The organism is Methylobacterium sp. P5_C11 (assembly GCF_054049775.1).
Window position 1 is genome coordinate 60,213 of record NZ_JBFULS010000023.1, and the last position, 18,953, is coordinate 79,165.

Here is an 18,953-nt window from a genome sequence, read left to right on the forward strand (position 1 = left end):
CACCTGCATCCGCATCCTGAGGTGCTGCGCGGCAGCCTCGAAGGGAGGGCTCCAGGGATCGCGCGGCCGGCTGGAGGCCTCCTGCGAGGCCCGCTCACGCGGGCGCCTCAGGATGAGGGCGCAAGTGGGCGCGGGTGTCGTGCGGCCACTTACCGGCCGCGTCGCGAAAAGATCAAGCGCGTCGTCTGACCGCCTGCCGGGCGCCATAGCCGAGGATCGCCCAGAGCAGGGCCGCGACGGCGCGCACCGGGAAGAAGGTCGGGCCGTCATGGGTGATCGGCGCCGGCCAGGGGATGCCGGCGGCGCTCACCGCGTAGGAGAACAGAACCGAGAAGCCCAGCGCCGCGATCGCCGCGATGAAGACCTTGCCGAATTGGCTGGCGGTCCATCCGAGATAGACCGCCACCACGATCAGGGCCGGATCGAACCCGGCCCAGATCCAGACCGTCCAGGGATAGTAGGGAACGGTCATGACCACCACGGCTCGGGCAGGACGGTCCGGCCGGCCGAATCCTCGATCACCTGCGCGACCGCGAACAGCGTCTCCTCGTCGAAGGGCCGACCGATGAGCTGCAGGCCTAGGGGCAGGCCCTGGCCGTCGAGCCCCGCCGGCACGGCGATGCCGGGCAGCCCGGCCATGTTCACCGTCACGGTGAAGACGTCGTTGAGATACATTTCAACCGGGTCGGCCGAGGCCTTCTCGCCGATGCCGAAGGCGGCCGACGGCGTCGCCGGCGTCAGGATCGCGTCGACCCCGGCCGCGTAGGCAGCCTCGAAGTCGCGCTTGATCAGGGTGCGGATCTTCTGGGCGCGGACATAGTAGGCGTCGTAGTAGCCGGCCGAGAGCACGTAGGTGCCGATCATGATCCGGCGTTTCACCTCGCGGCCGAAGCCGGCGGCGCGGGTGTTCTCGTACATCCCCGCGATGTCCTTGCCGGGCACCCGCAGGCCGTACCGAACGCCGTCGTAGCGGGCGAGGTTCGAGGACGCCTCCGCCGGGGCCACGATGTAGTAGGCCGGCAGTGCGTAGGACGTGTGCGGCAGCGATATGTCCCGGATCGTCGCGCCGGCCGCCTTCAGCCAGGCCGCACCCTCGTCCCAGAGCTTCTGGATCTCGGCGGGCATGCCGTCGACCCGGTACTCCTTGGGAATGCCGATGGTCAGGCCCTTCACGCCGCGCGAGACCGCGGCCTCGAAATCGGGCACGGCGAGGTCCGCGCAGGTCGTGTCCCGGGCATCGGCACCCGCCATCGAGCCAAGGAGGATCGCGCAGTCGCGGACCGTCCGCGCGATCGGACCCGCCTGGTCCAGGGACGAGGCGAAGGCCACCGTGCCCCAGCGCGAGCAGCGCCCGTAGGTCGGCTTGATTCCGACAGTCCCGGTGAAGGCGGCCGGCTGGCGGATGGAGCCGCCGGTGTCGGTGGCGGTCGCACCCAGGCAGAGCCGCGCGGCGACCGCGGCGGCAGAGCCGCCCGACGAGCCGCCGGGCACGATCTGCGCGTCGGATCCCCTGCGCCGCCAGGGCGAAAGCACGTTGCCGAAGGCGCTCGTCTCGTTGGACGAGCCCATGGCGAACTCGTCGAGATTGAGCTTCCCGAGCATCACGGCGCCGTCGCGCCACAGATTGGCCGACACGGCTGATTCGTAATGCGGCTCGAAGGTCTCCAGGATCTTGGACCCCGCCGTAGTCGTCACGCCATGCGTGCAGAACAGGTCCTTGATGCCCAGCGGGATGCCTTCCAGCGGCCGGGCCTCGCCGGACGCGATCTTCCGGTCGGACGCCTCGGCCATCTCGAGAGCCCGGTCCGGGGTCTCCCGAAGGTAGGCGTTGAGCGCGCGGGCCTTCGCCATCGCGTCGAGATGCGCCTGGGTCAGCTCGCGGGCCGAGAGTCGCTTCGCCTTCAGGGCATCGCGCGCTTCGGCCAGGGTGAGTTCGTTCGGATCCACGCTGTTCACGTCCCCGCGCGCGCCGCCGCGCGCCTGCCCGCCACAATACCGGTCCGCCAGGGCCGGGGCTGCTCTCGGCCTACTCGACCACCTTCGGGACCAGGAAGTAGTTGTCCTCGGTCTCGGGCGCGTTGGCGACCACGTCGTCGGCGCGGCCGCCCTCGGTGACCACATCCTCGCGCTTCTTCATCGCCATCGGCGTCACCGAGGTCATCGGCTCCACGCCGGACACGTCGACGGTGCCGAGCTGCTCGACGAAGGCCAGGATCGCGTTCAGCTCGCCCTGCAGCGGCCCGACCTCGTCGTCGGTGACCGCGATCCGCGCCAGATGTGCGATACGCCGAACCGTCTTCTCGTCGACCGACATGCCGTCCCGTTCGCCCCTACCCGGGAGCGGTCTCCCGAAGTCGGTCGGCCTATAGCATCGGCCCTCGACGCGCCGCAACGCGGCTGAGCCGGGGTGCCGCATCTCGTGCCGGCGCGGTCGCGGATCGACCGGCAGGCGCAGTCGGTCGATCGGACATCCCGCTTCGATCAGGTCACCACGTGATGGGGCGTCACCGAAATCTCGATGGTGATTCCCGGTTGCCGGACCGGCTGGATCATGGCTTGGGTGATGCCCGCGACCAGGATTTCGATGGCGAGAACGAGCATCAGGCGGTGCTTGCGCGGCATCGCCGATCGACGCCGGGACGGAGCGGAACGGGAGAGTAGGTTTGTCGTCGACACGGCGGACACCCATGGCGCGGGTTAACGAAGCGTTAACCTACCTAGTCGCGAACGGCGCCCCGTGCACCGGGGGCGATCTGCGGAGGGCCTCAAGCCTGTGGACGGTGGAGCGGGAGCGATGTGGGAGCAGGTGTTCGTCAGCCTGACGCCGGGGTTCATCCCGGATGCGGCGGGTTTCGACCGGGCGGCGGCGGAGCTGGGCTTCGCGCTGCCGGCCTCCTATCGCGATTTCTGCCGAACCTGCGGCGTCGGTCTCGCGGGCGGACAGTTCCGCATCGCCGTGCCGGCGCCGTTCGGGGCCTGCGATCTGGCGACCCAGGCGAACCTCATCGCCCACAGCGTCGGCGCCGCCGTCGCGATGCTGGAGGACGGATCCGAGGCGCACCGGTTCGACGTCGAGGGCGGCGATCCGGACATCGTCGAGCGCGCCTGCTTCTTCGGCGCCGGCGAGGATGGCAGCTTCCTGTTCTGGGACGTCGCCGGGACGGAGGGGGAATACGACATCTGGCTGCTCGCGCCGGATCTCGTGACGGTGCGGTTCGGCGGCGAGAGCCTGACCGACTTCTTCACCCGGGTCACGGCACCCTCCGCGGCCCTGGTGCTTGGGCCGGGGGCGGAGCCTCTGGCCTCGCGTTTCGAGGGTTTCTCGGAGGCCACCCTCGCCCGCAGCGCGCAGGCGGACCCATGAACCACGACGCGATCCGCACCTTCGCGGCCGCTTCCCGAGGCGGGGCGCGCCTGATCGGCATCGATCTCGGCACCAAGACGATCGGGCTGGCCCTGTCGGACCTGGGGCGCCAGATCGCGTCCCCGCTGGAGACGATCCGCCGGGTCAAGTTCACCCCGGACGCGCAGCGCCTCGCCGCCCTGTGCCGGCAGCACGCCGTCGGCGGGCTGGTGGTCGGGCTGCCGCTGAACATGGATGGCAGCGAGGGGCCGCGGGTGCAGTCGACCCGCGCCTTCATGCGCAACCTCGCGCCGATCCTTCCCCTGCCCCACGTCTATTTCGACGAGCGGCTGTCGACGGCGGTGGTGACGCGGGCGCTGATCGAGGCCGACGCCTCCCGGGCGCGGCGGGGTGAACTCGTCGACAAGCTGGCGGCCGCCTACATCCTTCAGGGCTTCCTCGACGTGATGCGCCACCTGGCCGATGCGGATTCCGAGGACGATTCCCTCAGCGGCTGACGAGCGAGACCGCGCCGCTGCCGTGGCGCTCGATCCGGCCGTCCAGTTCCAGTTCCAGCAGGACGGTCTGCACGACCCGGGCACCGACGCCGGCACTCCGCGCCAGCTCGTCGGTGCCGACCGGGCTCGGTCCCAGGAGCGCGACGATGCGGGCGCGATCGTCGGCGGGCTCGAGGAGGTTATCCTCGTACTCGGCATGGTCGGTGGCGTCGCGGTCGAGTCGCATCGGTGCCAAGGCGAGATTGGTCCCGGATGCATCCAGCTCGATCTCGTCCCAGAAGTCGGGCTGGTCTGCGAGGTCCGGCCGGCCCCGCGCGGGCGCGGCGTCCAGGTCGGGTCCCCGCTCGACGATCGGACCGATGACGTCGAGGACGTGGCCCACCTCGGAGACGAGCGTGGCGCCCTGGCGGATCAGATCGTTCGTGCCCTCGGCGCGCGGATCGAGGGGCGAACCCGGGACCGCGAAGACCTCCCGGTTCTGCTCCAGGGCGTAACGCGCCGTGATCAGCGAGCCGGAGCGGCGGGCGGCCTCGACCACGATGGTCCCGTACGACAGGCCGGAGATGATGCGGTTGCGGCGGGGAAAGTCGCGCCCGCGGGGCTCCCAGCCCATGGGCATCTCGGCGAGTATGGCGCCCCCCTCTCCCAAAATCTCCTCGACCAGGGCAGCGTGGCTCGCCGGGTAGATGCGGTCCTGGCCGCCCGCCATCACCGCGATGGTCCCGGTCCGCAGGCTTACCCTGTGCGCCCGCGCGTCGATTCCGCGGGCGAGGCCCGAAACCACGACGAGACCCGCCTCGCCCAGGCCGCGGGCCAGCCGCTCCGTGAAGGCGAGTCCCGCCGTCGAGGCGTTGCGCGAGCCTACGAGCGCTGCGGCCGGCCGGTTCAGGATCCCGGCGCCGCGCAGGGCCAGGAGCGGCGGCGCCGCGTCGACCTGGGTGAGAAGGCGGGGATAGTCCGCTTCGCCCAGGGCGATCAGCCGGCCGCCGAGGCGCCCAAGCGCCGCGAGTTCCTCCTCCGCCTGAGCCCTGGTCGGCGGCGCGACCCGTTTGCCCTGGCGACGGGTCAGGTCCGGCAACGCCTCAAGGGCGGCGGCGGCGCCGCCGAACCGGTTGACGAGGGTGCGGAAGGTGCGCGGCCCGACACTTTCGGTGCGGATCAACCGCAGCCAGTCCAGCCGCTGCGCATCGGTGAGCTGCATGCACCCCCCAAGGGCCGCCCCTCGCTCCAGGGGCCGCACCGCGCGCTTGCGCTCAACCCTTCTGGCCGATGCGCCCCTCGGTGCCGGACGCGAGTCGGCGGATGTTCGGCGCGTGCTTCCACCATAGCAGCAGGCACAGGATCAGGAACAGCAACGCTTGCGGCGGGGTGCCCAGCGCCCACAATGCCAAAGGTGTCGCAGCGGATGCCGCCAGTGCGGCCAACGACGAATACTTGAGGGCGAAGGCGAGTCCGAGCCAGATCGCGGCGAAGATCCCCAGAGCCGGGAGGTTGAAGGCGAGCAGCACGCCGATGAACGTCGCGACTCCCTTGCCGCCCCGGAATCCCAGCCAGACCGGGAAGAGATGGCCCAGGAACGCGCCGAGCCCCGCGGCCAGTGCCGGCCCCTCCCCCAGGTTGCGGGCGATCAGGACCGCTGCCGTGCCCTTGAGGGCATCGCCGAGAAGGGTGGCGGCTGCCAGGCCCTTGCGGCCGGTTCGCAGCACGTTGGTGGCGCCGATGTTGCCCGAGCCGATGGCCCGCACGTCGCCGAGGCCGGCGAACTTCGTCAGGATCAGTCCGAACGGGATCGCGCCCAGGGCGTAGCCGAGGACGAGGCCGCCCAGCGCGGCCGGTGTCGCGAGATCCGGCAGCATCACGCGGCCGCCGCGAGGTCGGCGGTCGCGTGGACGACCCGGCCGCCGACCAGCGTCAGCACCGCCGCGCCCTGGAGGCGCGCCTCGTCGAATGGCGAGTTCTTGGAGCGTGATTTCAGCCGGCGCTTGTCGAGGACGTAGGGCAGATCGGGGTCGATCAGCACCAGGTCGGCAGGCGCCCCAACCGCCAGCCGGCCCGCCGCACGGCCGAGGATCCGGGCGGGGTTCACGGTGAGCGCGGCGATGAGCCTCGACAGGGCCAGGTCGCCCGCATGGACGAGGCGCAGGGACGCGCCGAGGAGGGTCTCGATCCCCAGCGCCCCGTCGGCCGCCTCGGCGAAGGGCAGGCGCTTGGTCTCAACGTCCTGCGGGTTGTGATCGGAGACGATCACGTCGATCACGCCCTCGTCGAGGGCGCGCACCACCGCGTGGCGGTCGGCCTCGTCACGCAGCGGCGGCGAGAGCCGGCAGAAGGTGCGGTAATGGCCGATGTCGTTCTCGTTGAGGACGAGATTGTTCACCGACACCCCGCAGGTCACCGGCAGGCCGTCCTGCTTGGCTCGGCGGACGATCTCCACCGAATCGGAGCAGGAGATCATCGCCGCGTGGTAACGGGCGCCGGTCAGACGCACGAGGCGGAGGTCCCGCTCCAACATCACGGTCTCCGCCTCGCGGGGAATGCCCATCAGGCCGAGGCGCGAGGCGAGTTCGCCCTCGTTCATCACCCCTTCGGCTACGAGGTCCGATTGCTCGACGTGCTGCATGATCAGCGCGTCGAAGTCCCGGGCGTAGGTCAGCGCGCGGCGCATCACCTGGGCGTTGGCCACGGCTCGCAGCCCGTCGGTGAAGGCGACCGCGCCGGCCTCCTGAAGCAGGCCGAACTCGGTCATCTCCTTGCCGAGGAGGCCCTTGGTGATCGCCGCAGCGGGAAGGACGTTCACGCTCGCGGTATCGCGGGCGCGGCGGAGCACGAAGTCGACGATGGCCGGACCGTCGATCACCGGGTTGGTGTCGGGCATGCAGACCAAGGTCGTCACGCCGCCCGCGGCCGCGGCGGCGCTCGCCGAGGCCAGGGTCTCGCGGTGCTCGGCCCCCGGCTCGCCAACGAAGGCGCGCATGTCGATCAGTCCGGGTGTCAGCACGCGGCCGGCGCAATCCACGCGCGTCGCGTCGGCCGGAGCACCGGGGGCGGCCCCTGCGGCGATGTCGGCGATCCGGCCGTCCCGGACCAGCACCGCGCCGGCGGTCTCGCGCCCGGTGGCGGGATCGAGAAGTTTGGCGTTCGCCAGGAGGTAGCTGCTCACAGGGGCGTCCTCGCGGAAGAGGCCGGGCCGTCGAGGCGCATGGCAAGGCCGGCCGCCGCCATATGCGCTTTCGCCTCGGCGACGCTCGCCTGCCCGAAATGGAAGATGGACGCCGCCAGCACGGCGCTGGCGCCGCCCTCGGCGACCCCGGCCACGAGGTCGTCGAGGCCGCCGACCCCGCCGGATGCGATGACCGGCACGGTCACGGCATCGCTGATCGCTCGCGTCAGGGCGAGGTCGTAGCCGGAGCGGGTGCCGTCCTTGTCCATGGACGTGACCAGCAGTTCGCCGGCGCCCTTGCCGGCCACGAGCCGCGCGAAGGCCACGGCGTCGATCCCGGTCGGATCGCGGCCGCCATGGGTGAAGATCTCCCAGGCCGGCGGCTCACCCGGGAGCGTGACCCGCTTGGCGTCGATCGCCACGACGATGCATTGCGCGCCGAACTTCTCGGCCGCCCGGGCCACGAGGTCGGGATCCTTCACGGCGGCGGTGTTGATCGCGACCTTGTCGGCGCCGGCGAGGAGCAGGGCGCGCACGTCCTCTACGGTTCGGACGCCGCCGCCGACGGTGAGCGGCATGAAACAGGCTTCGGCGGTGCGGCTGACGATGTCGAGCAGGGTGCCGCGGGCCTCGCGGCTCGCGGTGATGTCGAGGAAGCACAGCTCGTCGGCGCCGGCCGCGTCGTAGACCTTGGCGGCCTCCACCGGATCGCCGGCATCGCGCAGGCCCTCGAAGCGCACGCCCTTCACGACGCGCCCGTCCTTCACGTCGAGGCAGGGGATGATGCGGGTCTTGAGCAAGTTCGACTCTTCCGTCCGACGTATCTTCGGGGGGCGCTGAGAAGGGCCGCGTCAGCAGCTCGTCACGCGGGTAGGGACATTCCTCCGGGAAGACCTGCAGCGACCGTCCTGTTACCGCCGATGCCTCTTCCCGTGCATCGCGGCAGGCGCGCGCCCCGTACCCGTGTCCAAGTGTCGAAATTGAACCCATAGGCGGTTCCGGCCGCGCCCGGCTGGGTTTTCAACGCCGTCATCGAAGCCTCCCGCCTCAGCGCCTCCAGGACGGACGGTCTATCATGAAGCCGGGCCGCGCGCCGCAGCGATCGCGGCCAGGGCCGCCTCCGGATCGATGCGGCCATCGTAGAGCGCGCGCCCCGTGATGGCACCCGCGATCAGCGCGCAATCCGGCTGCAGCAGCCGGTGGACGTCGTCGATCGACGCGAGGCCGCCCGACGCGATCACAGGGATGCGCACGGCCTGCGCGAGCGCCAGGGTCATCTCGACGTTGAGGCCCTTCAGGATCCCGTCCCGGGCGATGTCGGTGTAGATGATCGCCGCGACGCCCGCGTCCTCGAACCGGCGCCCCAGCTCCTCGGCCGTCATACTGGAGGTCTGCGCCCAGCCCTCGACCGCGACGCGCCCGTCCTTGGCGTCGATGCCGACAGCGATCCTGCCGGGATGCTTGCGGGCGGCCTCGCGGACGAATTCGGGATCCCGAACCGCGGCCGTTCCGATGATCACCCGGGCGACGCCCTTCGCCAGCCAGCCTTCCAGGGTCTTCATCTCGCGGATGCCGCCGCCGAGCTGCACCGGGATCGTGACCCGGGCCAGGATCGCATCCACCGCCGCGGCGTTGCGCGGCGCACCCGCGAAGGCGCCGTCGAGATCGACCACGTGGAGCCACGAGAAGCCCTGACCTTCGAAGATCGCGGCCTGCGCGGCCGGGTCGTCGCCGAAGACCTTGGCCTGCGCCATGTCACCCTGGACGAGGCGGACGCAGCGCCCCTCCTTCAGGTCGATCGCCGGGTACAGGATCACGCGTGCTTCCGTCCTTCTTGCCGGGGCCGAACCGTGCTCACGGGCGCCAGTTCAGGAAGTTGGCGATGAGCGCGAGGCCCAGCCGCTGGCTCTTCTCGGGGTGGAACTGCGTGCCGGCGACGTTGTCGCGGGCGACGAGGGCGGTGATCGGACCGCCATACTCAGCCTGCGCCACGACATCCTCCGCGCGCTCGGCCGTCAAGGCGTAGCTGTGCACGAAATAGGCGTGCAGCCCGTCCTCGCCGGTGGGAATGCCGGCGAGCAGGGCGTGGTCGGATGCGGCGCGCAGGGTGTTCCAACCCATATGCGGCACCTTGAGCGACGGGTCGGACGGCGCGATGGGTCCGACATCGCCGGGGATCCAGCCGAGCCCCGGCGTGACGGTATATTCCAGCCCGCGGGTCGCCAGGAGCTGCATCCCCACGCAGATGCCGAGGAAGGGTCGCCCGGCCGCATGCGCGGCGTACGTCATCGCCTCCACCATGCCGGGCACGGCATCGAGGCCCCGGCGGCAATCCGCGTAGGCTCCGACCCCCGGCAGCACGACGCGGTCGGCCGCGGCCACTACCTCCGGATCCGAGGTCAGACAGATCCGCGCGTTCCGCCCGCTGTCGCGGGCGGCCCGCTCGAAGGCCTTGGCGGCGGAATGGAGGTTGCCCGATCCGTAATCGATAATCGCGACGGTCTCGGCGCTCATGCTGGTCTCGCCTGGCCGCTCACCGGGTGCCTTCCTGGGCGGGGAACAGCCCGATCACCGGCTCGGGACGCCGGCTCGGGCCGCTCGGGAACGGTGCGCGAGGTGCCGCTTGGCTCGCCTCGATCCAACGGGTCAGAGCCCGGCCTTCGGCCTCCTCGGGCGTCGCGGCGACCACCGCGTCGCGCGCCGGCCAGCCGCGACGGGCCAGGGTCCAGCGGCGCAGGCTCGAGGCTTCGAGACCGATCAACCAAGCGGCCAGCAGGGTCACGACCAGACCGGCGCCGGTCGGAAGCCCGAACGCGATGCCCGCCGCGGCGAGGGACACGAGGGCGACCAGCACGATCAGCGCGGCGATCCACAGACGATGAAACAGGAACCACAACACCGTGAAGGCGAAGGCCGACCAGGAGAAGCCGTCCCGCACCAAGACGGCCCGGTCGAGCCCGAGCGCCTCGCCCGGCCGCGCATCCGTTGGGAGGTGGAGCGTGTAGCTGCGCATCCGCATCGCGAAACTCCGACAGGGTGCGCCGCGGCGGCCGCGTGGCCGATCGGGGCGCCCGACGACAACTATCTACAGGGAGCCCTTCGTGGAGGGAACGCGCCCCTCCTCCCGCGGATCGATCGCCACGGCCGTGCGCAAGGCCCGGGCCAGACCCTTGAAGCAGCTCTCGGCGATGTGGTGGGCGTTGTCGCCGTAGAGCGTCTCCACGTGGAGGGTCAGGCCAGCATTCATCGCGAAGGCCTGGAACCACTCGCGGACCAGCTCGGTGTCGAACTGTCCGATCTTCTCCACGCGAAACGCGGTGCGGAACACCAGGAACGGACGGCCCGAGATGTCAACGCAGACCCGGGTCAGCGCCTCGTCCATCGGCAGGTGGATGTCGGCGTAGCGCGTGACGCCGCGCTTGTCGCCGAGCGCCTTGGCGAAGGCCTGACCGAGGGCGATGCCGCAATCCTCGGCCGAATGGTGCTGGTCGATATGCAGGTCGCCGTCGACCTTCACGTCCAGATCGAACAGGGCGTGCCGCGCCAGCAAATCCAGCATGTGGTCGAGGAAGCCGATACCGGTGGCGATCTTGGATCGCCCGGTCCCGTCGAGGGCGACGGTGACCGCGATGTCGGTCTCCGCGGTCTTCCGGGTGATGGTGGCGCTGCGCATGTCGATCTGGATTTCGCGACCTGGGCGGCTGAAGCCGCCCGCGCCTTCTAGAGGGACTCGCTCCGGATTGGAAAGGGCCGCGGTCTAACCGTTGAGCACCCGGCCCGCCACGGCATCGAGCTTGGCCAGAAGCGCCGGATCGCGGACGGCGGGTGCCGTCATGATCGCGCCGTCCAGCGCCCGGTGCGAGCCCGCCGGGCAAGACTCGCGCTCGGCCGGGAAATCGCGGGCCAGCCGCGCAACGAGGCGGGCCGCCTTGTCGGCGTTGGCGCGGGCCACCGCCACCACCGCGGCGACGTCGACGGCGTCGTGGCCGGGATGCCAGCAATCGTAATCGGTCACCATGGCGATGGTGGCGTAGGTTATCTCGGCCTCTCGGGCGAGCTTGGCCTCCGGCATGTTGGTCATGCCGATCACGTCGAATCCCTGGGCCTTGTAGGCCCGTGATTCGGCCAGCGACGAGAATTGCGGCCCGTCCATGCAGACGTAGGTGCCGCCGCGATGCACGGCGATGTCCTCGGCCCTGGCGGCCTGGGCGATCCGTGCCTGAAGTCCTGGCCCGACCGGGTGGGCTAGCGAGACGTGGGCGACGCAGCCGTCACCGAAGAACGAGGAGGCGCGTCCGTGGGTACGGTCCACGAACTGGTCGACGAGCACGAACAGGCCGGGAGGCAGGTCCTCGCGGAAGGAACCGCAGGCCGAGAGCGAGACGAGGTCGGTGACACCCGCCCGCTTCAACGCGTCGATATTGGCCCGGTAGTTGATGCCGGAGGGTGAGAGGCGGTGGCCCCGCCCGTGCCGGGCGAGGAACACCACCTTGGTGTCGCCGATCCGGCCGATGCGCAGGGCGTCCGAGGGCACGCCCCAGGGAGAGGCGACGCGCTCCTCGCGCACATCCTGGAGACCCGGCAGATCGTACACGCCGGACCCACCCATCACCCCGAGGATCGCTGTGGTCATTCCGGTATTCCTGTCGCCATGCGGCGCATCGAAGGGCTTGCCCGTCCTACCCGCCACCTCATCCCGAAGTGCCGGAGCGAAGCGGAGGCCTCGAAGGAGGGCTCCGGTACCCGCAGTGACGCCTGATGGCCTCCTTCGGGGCTGCGCCACAGCACCTCGGGATGGGGAATCGGACGGGGTTGGCGTCGCGACGCGCCGAACCGTCGGGCAGGCGGAGCGGTAGCATGCCCCCGACATGCAAAAAAGACGGGCCTCCCGAAGGAGGCCCATCCGCATCATCGACCGAGGCGCCGCGCCTCAATACGCCTTGTGCAGCTCCGGCTGGAGGCCATGGACCTCGCCGCCGACATCGGCCCAGATCTTCTTCTTCACGTAGTAGAGCAGTCCCGACAGCACCATCAGGAACAGGATCACCCGGAATCCAAGGGCCTTGCGGTCCATCATGTGCGGCTCGGCTGCCCACATGAGGAAGGCCGCGACGTCCTTGCCGTACTGATCGACGGTCTCGGGCACGACCGGCTGGCCCTTGTCGTCCTTCGGATAGGTGACCTGCCCGTCCGTGATCGGCGGCGGCATCGCGATGATGTGGCCCGGATAGTACTTGTTGTAGTGGCCGCCCTCCGGCAGCGCGAAGTCCTTCGGCGGCTCTTCGTAGCCGTTGATCAGGGCGTGAATGTAGTCCGGCCCCTGCTCCGAATAGCCGACGAGTGGCAGCCAGTCGGTCAGGAAGTACAGCGAGCCGCGGGAGAAGGTCCGCGCCTTGGCGATGACCGAGAAGTCGGGCGGCGCCTTGCCGCCGTTGGCCGCGGCCGCCGCCTGGTCGTTCGGGAAGGGCGGCGGGAACGTGTCGGCGGGCCGGCCCGGCCGGTCGAACATGTCGCCGGCATCGTTGGGGCCGTCCTTTACTTGGTAGGTGGCGGCCAGCGCCTTTACCTGCCCGGCCGAAAAGTCCGGCCCGCCCTCCTGCGCGAGGTTGCGGAAGGAGACCAGCTTCATCGAGTGGCAGGCGGAGCAGACCTCTTTGTAGACTTGGAAGCCGCGCTGCAGCTGCGCGGTATCGAAGCGGCCGAACGTGCCGGCGAAGCTCCAGCTCACGCGGGCCGGGATCGGCCCGCCATGCCCTTCCTGGGCGGAGACCGGCACGGCGCCGATCAGCAGGGCCGCCAGCGCGGCCGCGGCGGTCGTCGAGAGGACGCGGGTCATCATCATGGTCCTGTCGTCAGCCCGTCAGCCTTTGGTGGTCGGAGCGGCGGCGGCGCCCGCCGGCATGCCGGATCCGCTCACCTGCTTGCCCGGCCCGGTCACGCTCTCGAGGATCGAACCCGGTAGCTTCTTCGGCGTCTCGAACAGGCCGCAGAGCGGCATGACGATGAGGAAGTGGGCGAAGTAGTAGGCGGTGCAGACCTGCGAGGCGATCACGTAGCCGCCCTCCGGAGGCTGCGAGCCGAGCCAGCCGAGCAGCAGCGTCACGCCGATGAACACCCAGAAGAACTGGCGGTAGAGCGGCCGATAGTTGCACGAGCGGATCCGCGAGGTGTCGAGCCACGGCGCGAAGGCCAGGATGATCACCGCCGAGAACATCAGGATGACGCCGCCGAGCTTGCTCGGGACCGCGCGCAGGATCGCGTAGAACGGCAGGAAGTACCATTCTGGGACGATGTGTGCCGGCGTCACCGCCGGGTTCGCCTGGATGTAGTTGTCGGCGTGGCCCAGGAAGTTCGGCTGGAAGAACAGGAACCACGCGAACAGGATCATGAACACGCAGGTCGCGAACACGTCCTTGACCGTCGCGTAAGGCGTGAACGGCACCGTGTCCTTGCCCGACTTGATCGGGATGCCGGCCGGGTTGTTCTGGCCGGTGACGTGCAGCGCCCAGACGTGCAGCACGACCACGCCGGCGATCATCCACGGCAGCAGGTAGTGCAGTGAGAAGAAGCGATTCACCGTTGGGTTGCCGACCGAGTAGCCCCCCCAGAGCAGGGTCTGGATTGTGTCGCCGACCACCGGGATCGCCGCCAGGATGTTGGTGATGACGGTGGCGCCCCAGAAGCTCATCTGGCCCCAAGGCAGCGTGTATCCGAGGAAGGCCGTGGCCATCATCAGGAGGTAGATGACCACGCCGAGGATGTAGAGCACCTCGCGCGGGGCCTTGTACGATCCGTAATAGAGCGCGCGGAACATGTGGACGTAGACGGCCACGAAGAACATCGAGGCGCCGTTGGCGTGCGCGTAGCGCAGCAGCCAGCCATAGTTCACGTCGCGCATGATCTTCTCGACCGAGGTGAAGGCACCCGTGGCCGAGGGTTCGTAGTGCATCGCCAGCCAGACGCCGGTGATGATCTGGATGCCCAAGAAGGCGGCGAGGATCGCCCCGAAGGTCCAGAAGTAGTTGAGGTTCCGCGGAACCGGGTAGGCGATGAAGGACGAGTGCACGAGCCCGGCGATGGGCAGGCGCGCCTCGAACCATTTGGCTACGCGGCTCTTGGGGACGTAAGTGCTGGCCGTTCCGCTCATTCTTCCGTCCTCCTCAGGCCGCTTCCCTGCCGCCCTCGCCGATCCGGATCTTGGTATCCGTCTCGAAGGCGTAGGGCGGGATCGGCAGATTGATGGGCGCCGGCCCGTGGCGAACGCGGCCCACCGCGTCGAACTGCGAGCCGTGGCACGGGCAGGCCCAGCCCTCGAAATTGCCCTGGTGACCGATCGGCACGCAGCCGAGGTGCGTGCAGTTGCCGTAAACGATCAGCCACTGATCGTGGCCGTTCTTGACCCGCGCCGTGAAGGCCGCCGGGTCGATCATCGCGGAGAGCGGCACCGCCTTCATGTCGCCCACCTCCTTGGCGGTGAGCTTACGCACGAAGATCAGCTTGCCGCGCCAGAAGACGTTGACAATCTGACCGTCCTGGATCGGCGTCAGATCGACTTCGATCGGCGCGCCGGCCGCGATCGTGTCGGCGTCCGGCGCCATCGAGGAGACCAACGGCCAGGCCGCGGCCGCGGCTCCGACCGCGAGACCCGCACCGGTCGCCAGGAACATAAAGTCGCGGCGGCTGCCCTCATGCCCGGAGGCCGCGGGAGCGGCGGCTGATGTGTTCGCCAAGGTTCGGAACTCCATGCGTCGACGTAAGGGCCGCAGGTGCCCTCGTCCCGGCTCGGTCCGGGAACAAAGCATTATGGTTCTAATCTGAGCAATGAGACCGTCTGACGCTCCCGAGTCAAGCGGCTGTGTGCGGTGCGGCGATAAGGCCTGCCCTCGATCGTCGCGTTATGTTGCCGGCAATCGCGCCGGCCCGCCGCTCAGGCGACGGCGCTGTCGTATCGGGCCGTCCCGTCGTCCAGGAAACCGCCGGACTGGCGCGACCACAGGCCGGCATAGACGCCGCCGGCGGCGACCAGCTCGCCATGCGTCCCCTCCTCGATGATCCGGCCGCGGTCGATCACCACGAGCCGGTCGAGGGCCGCGATCGTCGAGAGGCGGTGCGCGATGGCCAGCACGGTCTTGCCGGCCATCAGGGTGTCGAGGGATTCCTGGATCGCCGCCTCGACCTGGCTGTCGAGGGCGGAGGTCGCCTCGTCAAGGATCAGGATCGGGGCGTCCTTCAACATGACCCGGGCAATGGCGATCCGCTGGCGCTGCCCGCCGGACAGCTTGACGCCGCGCTCGCCGACCTGGGCGTCATACCCACGCCGCCCCTTGTGATCGACCAGATCGGCGATGAACGTGTCCGCGTGCGCCAGACGCGCCGCCCGCTCGATCTCGGCCTGGGTGGCGCCGGGTCGGCCATAGCCGATGTTGTCGCGGATCGAGCGGTGGAGGAGCGAGGTGTCCTGGCTGACCATCGCGATGGCCTCGCGCAGGGACTGCTGGGTGACCCGCGCGATGTCCTGGCCGTCGACCAGGATGCGCCCGCTCTCCACGTCGTAGAGGCGCAGGAGCAGCCCCGCCAGGGTCGACTTGCCCGCGCCGCTCACGCCCACCAGCCCGACCTTCTCGCCTGGGCGGATCGTCAGGGAAAAATCCTCGATGACAGTGGCGTCGCCGCGGCCGTAGTGGAAGCCGACATCGTCGAACCGGATCTCGCCGCCGTTGACGACCAGGGGCTTGGCATCCGATGCGTCGACCAGGGCGTGCGGCCGCGCCATGGTCTGCATGCTCTCCTGGACCACGCCGACATTCTCGAAGACGCCGCGGACGGTCTGCATCACCCAGCCGGACATGGCGATCAGCCGGAGCACCAGGGCGAGGCCAGCCGACGCCTCGCCGGTCGTCATTCCGCCCGAGCGCCAGAGGATCAGGCAGGCGGCGCCGGTGGCGATCAGGAGAAAGCTGTTCAGGATGCCGAGGAGGCTCGTCGTCAGGGTCACCAAGCGGAACTGGTGCAGGTAGGCAGCGGTGTGGACGGCCACAGCGTCCTCAACCGCGGCCCGTTCCTCGCGGTCGCGGGCGAAGAGCTTCACCGTCAGAATGTTGGTGTAGCTGTCGACGATGCGGCCGATGAGCGTCGAGCGCGTGTCGGCGGTCAGGTGCGAGCGCGCCCGCGCCCGCGGGACGAACCACGTCGTAAGGGCCGCGTAGGCGGCGATCCACACCAGGACCGGGACGGCAAGCCACGGGGAGATCGCGCTGAACAGGCCGACCGCGGTGATCGCGTAGATCGCCACGTAAAGCAGCGTGTCGATGAAGACGACGGCGAGTTCCCGCACCGCCGGCCCCACCTGCACCACGCGGTTGGCCAGCCGCCCTGAGAAGTCGCCCTGGAAATACGAGAGCGCGTGACCGAGGGTGTAGAGATGCGCCCGCCAGCGGATCTGGTTCGTCGATTGGGGGACCACGAGCTGGTTCGACAGAACCTCGTGCGCCCAGATCGATAGCGGCCGCACCACCGCGACGAGCAGGATGACGAGAGCGAGTCCGGTCGCGTGGTCAGACAGGACGGTGGCCCGGTCGGCCGTGCCGATCAGGTCGATAAACCAGCGCATCACGAGATAGAGCGAGGCCTCGACCGTCCCGGCGATCACTGCGATGACGAACAAAGCCGCCAACGCGGCACGGATCGGCCGCAGATAGAACCAGGCGAAACCCAGGATCGAGCGCGGCGGCATCCGCGCCTCGTCGAAGGGCGCGAACGGATCGACGCGGCGCTCAAGCCAGTCCAGGAACATGTTTACGGGGGCGTGATGCGGCGGGAGCCCTTCATGTAAGGCCCCTCCGCCGGGCGCCAACCGTGCGGTGTGGTCGCGCCGAAGTAGCGCCGGCTCAGACTTAGCGCCGGCTCAGACTTGGCGCCGCCTCAGCGGTTCAGCGCGAGCGCGGCGCCCGACTTGGTCAGCGCCCCTTCCAGGCCGCCGCCGCCCTGGCGCAGGCGCGCCGCCACGGAGCCGCCCTGCTGGTAGAGGTAGACCTCGCCGTCCCGGAAGTCCCAGGCCGAAACCCGGGCCAGATCCTTGTTGGCACAGCCCGTCGCCGTGGCCCGGTAAAGATCCAGGGCGGGTGTGCTCGACAGGGTCACCTTGCAATTCGCACCGGTCGCATCCCGGGCGTCCCAGCTTCCGACCACGGAGGCGCGACCGCTGGTGATGACCGGTGGCGGAGGTGCCGGAGGCGCCACCGGCTCGGCGATCACCGTCGGGGCTGCGGCGGACGCCTGCGGGCCGGGCGCGGGCGGGGCGTCCGGGCTGGCGGTGACGCCCGGCGGCGGTGCCAGCGGCGCCGCGGTCACGGTTCCCGACGGCATGGCCGGCACGGCCTCCAGGGAGGCCTGCGGCGACGGAGCCCGGGTGCGAGGCCCGTCAAGGCGGCTCGAGGCGCAGGCGGCCAAGCTGGCGCTCAGGCAGAGAACGGCGAACGTCGACAGGCTCGGTCGCAGCATCGGTTCACTTCGGATCAGGCTTGGAGGCGCGAACGCGCTTGTCCCCTGACTCCGTGCCAATTGCGCTGACCGCAAGGCGGCGCTCTCCTGCGCGGACGACTTCGCTGCGGAGAGCGGGCCTTTTCGGCGCGGTGTGGCCGACAGGCCTCAACGCTCTGCCGGCGCCTGCGATCAGACCGTGCGCTCCACCATCATCTTCTTGATCTCGGCGATGGCCTTCGCCGGGTTCAGGTTCTTCGGGCAGGTGTTGGCGCAGTTCATGATCGTGTGGCAGCGGTACAGCCGGAACGGATCGTGCAGCCCGTCGAGGCGGTGGCCCGTGTTCTCGTCGCGCGAATCGATCAGCCAGCGATAGGCCTGAAGCAGGGCCGCCGGGCCGAGGAACTTGTCGCCGTTCCACCAGTAGCTCGGGCATGACGTGGTGCAGCACGCGCACAGGATGCACTCGTAGAGGCCGTCGAGGCGGGAGCGATCCTCCGGCGTCTGGCGCCACTCCTTCTCGGGCGCGGGCGTCTCGGTCTGGAGCCAGGGCTCGATGGCGGCATGCTGGGCGTAGAAGTTCGTGAGATCCGGCACGAGGTCCTTGAGGACCGGCATGTGCGGCAGCGGATAGATCCGGATCGCCCCGTCCTTGTCCTTGCGGGTCATCACCGGAAGGGCGTTGTCGGGGCTCCTGCACTCGTCGATGCCCATGGTGCAGGCGAGGGCGTTCTGCCCCTCGATGTTCATCGCGCAGGAACCGCAGATGCCCTCGCGGCAGGAGCGGCGGAAGACCAGCGTCGAGTCGACCTTGTTCTTGATCCAGAGCAGCGCGTCGAGGACCATCGGGCCGCAATCCTCGCGGTCGACCTGATAGGTGTCGATCCGCGGATTGGCCCCGTCATCCGGATTCCAGCGGTAGATCCGGAAGGTCTGCAGGTTCCTGGCACCCGGAGGTGCCGGCCAGGACTTCCCCTGTGTGATCTGCGAGTTCTTCGGAAGGTTGAACTGGGCCATGGTTCTCGACGGCTTCCGCTGGATCAGGACGCGGCGGCCGGAGGAGCGAGGCTCCGCCGCCGCAATCGTGTTGCAGAGTGTTCGATCAGTACACGCGCGCCTTGGGCTCGATGTACTGGATCTCATTCGACATCGTGTAGGTGTGCACCGGTCGGTAATCGATGTTGACCTGATGCCGACCCTCGTCGAGCCAGGACAGGGTGTGCTTCATCCAGTCCTTGTCATCGCGGTCCGGGAAGTCCTCGCGGGCATGGGCGCCGCGGGATTCCGTGCGGTTGGCGGCCGATTCCATCGTCACCACCGCCTGGCCGATCAGGTTGTCGAACTCCAGGGTCTCCAGGAGGTCGGTGTTCCAGACGAGCGACCGGTCGGTGATCTTCACGTCGGCGGCAGCGTTCCAGACCTTGTGGATCAGGCCCTTGCCCTCCTCGAGCAC

At 69.6% G+C, this 18,953-nt stretch carries 21 protein-coding genes and 1 pseudogene; 2 read left to right on the forward strand and 20 right to left on the reverse strand.

The features are described 5' to 3' along the window. Positions 1–172: 172 nt before the first annotated feature. From ACXJKQ_RS14295 to ACXJKQ_RS14310, 4 genes are all read right to left on the reverse strand, one after another. Positions 173–472, reverse strand: coding sequence for a hypothetical protein (locus tag ACXJKQ_RS14295; protein ID WP_091777665.1), 300 nt, complete (start codon positions 470–472; stop codon positions 173–175). Next, entirely contained in the window at positions 469–1,947 is a 1,479-nt protein-coding gene (gatA, locus tag ACXJKQ_RS14300; protein WP_457106391.1) for an Asp-tRNA(Asn)/Glu-tRNA(Gln) amidotransferase subunit GatA, read from the reverse strand. The genes ACXJKQ_RS14295 and gatA overlap by 4 nt, the downstream gene beginning before the upstream one ends. Positions 1,948–2,026: 79 nt before the next feature. Continuing rightward, entirely contained in the window at positions 2,027–2,314 is a 288-nt protein-coding gene (gene gatC, locus ACXJKQ_RS14305) for an Asp-tRNA(Asn)/Glu-tRNA(Gln) amidotransferase subunit GatC (RefSeq protein ID WP_457106392.1), read from the reverse strand. A 167-nt stretch (positions 2,315–2,481) separates the two neighbouring features. Beyond that, positions 2,482–2,622, reverse strand: a complete 141-nt coding sequence (locus ACXJKQ_RS14310) for a hypothetical protein (protein ID WP_457106393.1) — start codon at positions 2,620–2,622, stop codon at positions 2,482–2,484. 172 nt (positions 2,623–2,794) lie between these two features. Between ACXJKQ_RS14310 and ACXJKQ_RS14315 the strand changes: the two genes are divergently transcribed. Both ACXJKQ_RS14315 and ruvX read left to right on the forward strand, forming a co-directional pair. Continuing rightward, positions 2,795–3,364, forward strand: coding sequence for an SMI1/KNR4 family protein (locus ACXJKQ_RS14315; protein WP_457106394.1), 570 nt, complete (start codon positions 2,795–2,797; stop codon positions 3,362–3,364). Continuing rightward, positions 3,361–3,861, forward strand: a complete 501-nt coding sequence (ruvX, locus tag ACXJKQ_RS14320; RefSeq protein WP_457106395.1) for a Holliday junction resolvase RuvX — start codon at positions 3,361–3,363, stop codon at positions 3,859–3,861. Before ACXJKQ_RS14315 ends, ruvX begins: the two co-directional genes overlap by 4 nt. On the opposite strand, the gene dprA is transcribed toward ruvX, so the two are convergent. From dprA to ACXJKQ_RS14400, 16 genes and pseudogenes are all read right to left on the reverse strand, one after another. Then, complete coding sequence (gene dprA, locus ACXJKQ_RS14325) at positions 3,851–5,062, reverse strand: DNA-processing protein DprA (protein WP_457106396.1); 1,212 nt, start codon at positions 5,060–5,062, stop codon at positions 3,851–3,853. The genes ruvX and dprA overlap by 11 nt on opposite strands. Before the next feature lie 52 nt (positions 5,063–5,114). Next, on the reverse strand, positions 5,115–5,717 hold the full coding sequence (gene plsY / locus ACXJKQ_RS14330) for a glycerol-3-phosphate 1-O-acyltransferase PlsY (RefSeq protein ID WP_457106397.1): 603 nt from the start codon (positions 5,715–5,717) through the stop codon (positions 5,115–5,117). Further along, on the reverse strand, positions 5,717–7,021 hold the full coding sequence (locus ACXJKQ_RS14335; protein WP_457106398.1) for a dihydroorotase: 1,305 nt from the start codon (positions 7,019–7,021) through the stop codon (positions 5,717–5,719). The genes plsY and ACXJKQ_RS14335 overlap by 1 nt, the downstream gene beginning before the upstream one ends. Then, the gene (hisF, locus tag ACXJKQ_RS14340; protein WP_457106399.1) at positions 7,018–7,821 is read right to left on the reverse strand and encodes an imidazole glycerol phosphate synthase subunit HisF; all 804 of its coding nucleotides are present in this window, start codon (positions 7,819–7,821) and stop codon (positions 7,018–7,020) included. The genes ACXJKQ_RS14335 and hisF overlap by 4 nt, the downstream gene beginning before the upstream one ends. Positions 7,822–8,094: 273 nt before the next feature. Further along, complete coding sequence (hisA, locus tag ACXJKQ_RS14345; protein ID WP_457106400.1) at positions 8,095–8,838, reverse strand: 1-(5-phosphoribosyl)-5-[(5-phosphoribosylamino)methylideneamino]imidazole-4-carboxamide isomerase; 744 nt, start codon at positions 8,836–8,838, stop codon at positions 8,095–8,097. A gap of 37 nt (positions 8,839–8,875) precedes the next feature. Then, entirely contained in the window at positions 8,876–9,535 is a 660-nt protein-coding gene (hisH, locus tag ACXJKQ_RS14350; RefSeq protein ID WP_457106401.1) for an imidazole glycerol phosphate synthase subunit HisH, read from the reverse strand. 19 nt (positions 9,536–9,554) lie between these two features. Further along, complete coding sequence (locus tag ACXJKQ_RS14355) at positions 9,555–10,034, reverse strand: DUF2628 domain-containing protein (protein WP_457106412.1); 480 nt, start codon at positions 10,032–10,034, stop codon at positions 9,555–9,557. 72 nt (positions 10,035–10,106) lie between these two features. After that, positions 10,107–10,694: an imidazoleglycerol-phosphate dehydratase HisB gene (gene hisB, locus ACXJKQ_RS14360; protein ID WP_457106402.1), complete on the reverse strand. Its 588-nt coding sequence runs from the start codon at positions 10,692–10,694 to the stop codon at positions 10,107–10,109. 84 nt (positions 10,695–10,778) lie between these two features. Next, positions 10,779–11,654: an S-methyl-5'-thioadenosine phosphorylase gene (locus tag ACXJKQ_RS14365; RefSeq protein WP_457106403.1), complete on the reverse strand. Its 876-nt coding sequence runs from the start codon at positions 11,652–11,654 to the stop codon at positions 10,779–10,781. Between the two features lie 297 nt (positions 11,655–11,951). Continuing rightward, positions 11,952–12,863, reverse strand: coding sequence for a cytochrome c1 (locus tag ACXJKQ_RS14370; RefSeq protein WP_457106404.1), 912 nt, complete (start codon positions 12,861–12,863; stop codon positions 11,952–11,954). Positions 12,864–12,881: 18 nt separating this feature from the next. Then, complete coding sequence (locus ACXJKQ_RS14375; RefSeq protein ID WP_457106405.1) at positions 12,882–14,168, reverse strand: cytochrome b; 1,287 nt, start codon at positions 14,166–14,168, stop codon at positions 12,882–12,884. A 13-nt stretch (positions 14,169–14,181) separates the two neighbouring features. Next, positions 14,182–14,751 (reverse strand): ubiquinol-cytochrome c reductase iron-sulfur subunit, encoded by a 570-nt coding sequence (petA, locus tag ACXJKQ_RS14380; RefSeq protein ID WP_457106406.1) that lies wholly within the window; start codon positions 14,749–14,751, stop codon positions 14,182–14,184. A gap of 197 nt (positions 14,752–14,948) precedes the next feature. After that, positions 14,949–16,814, reverse strand: coding sequence for an ABC transporter ATP-binding protein (locus tag ACXJKQ_RS14385; protein ID WP_457106407.1), 1,866 nt, complete (start codon positions 16,812–16,814; stop codon positions 14,949–14,951). 128 nt (positions 16,815–16,942) lie between these two features. Continuing rightward, a complete protein-coding gene (locus tag ACXJKQ_RS14390) occupies positions 16,943–17,521 on the reverse strand; it encodes an AprI/Inh family metalloprotease inhibitor (RefSeq protein ID WP_457106408.1) in 579 nt (192 codons plus the stop codon). 171 nt (positions 17,522–17,692) lie between these two features. Beyond that, positions 17,693–18,517 (reverse strand): succinate dehydrogenase iron-sulfur subunit, encoded by an 825-nt coding sequence (locus ACXJKQ_RS14395; RefSeq protein WP_457106409.1) that lies wholly within the window; start codon positions 18,515–18,517, stop codon positions 17,693–17,695. Between the two features lie 85 nt (positions 18,518–18,602). After that, positions 18,603–18,953, reverse strand: a pseudogene (locus tag ACXJKQ_RS14400) (succinate dehydrogenase/fumarate reductase flavoprotein subunit); the annotation flags it as partial.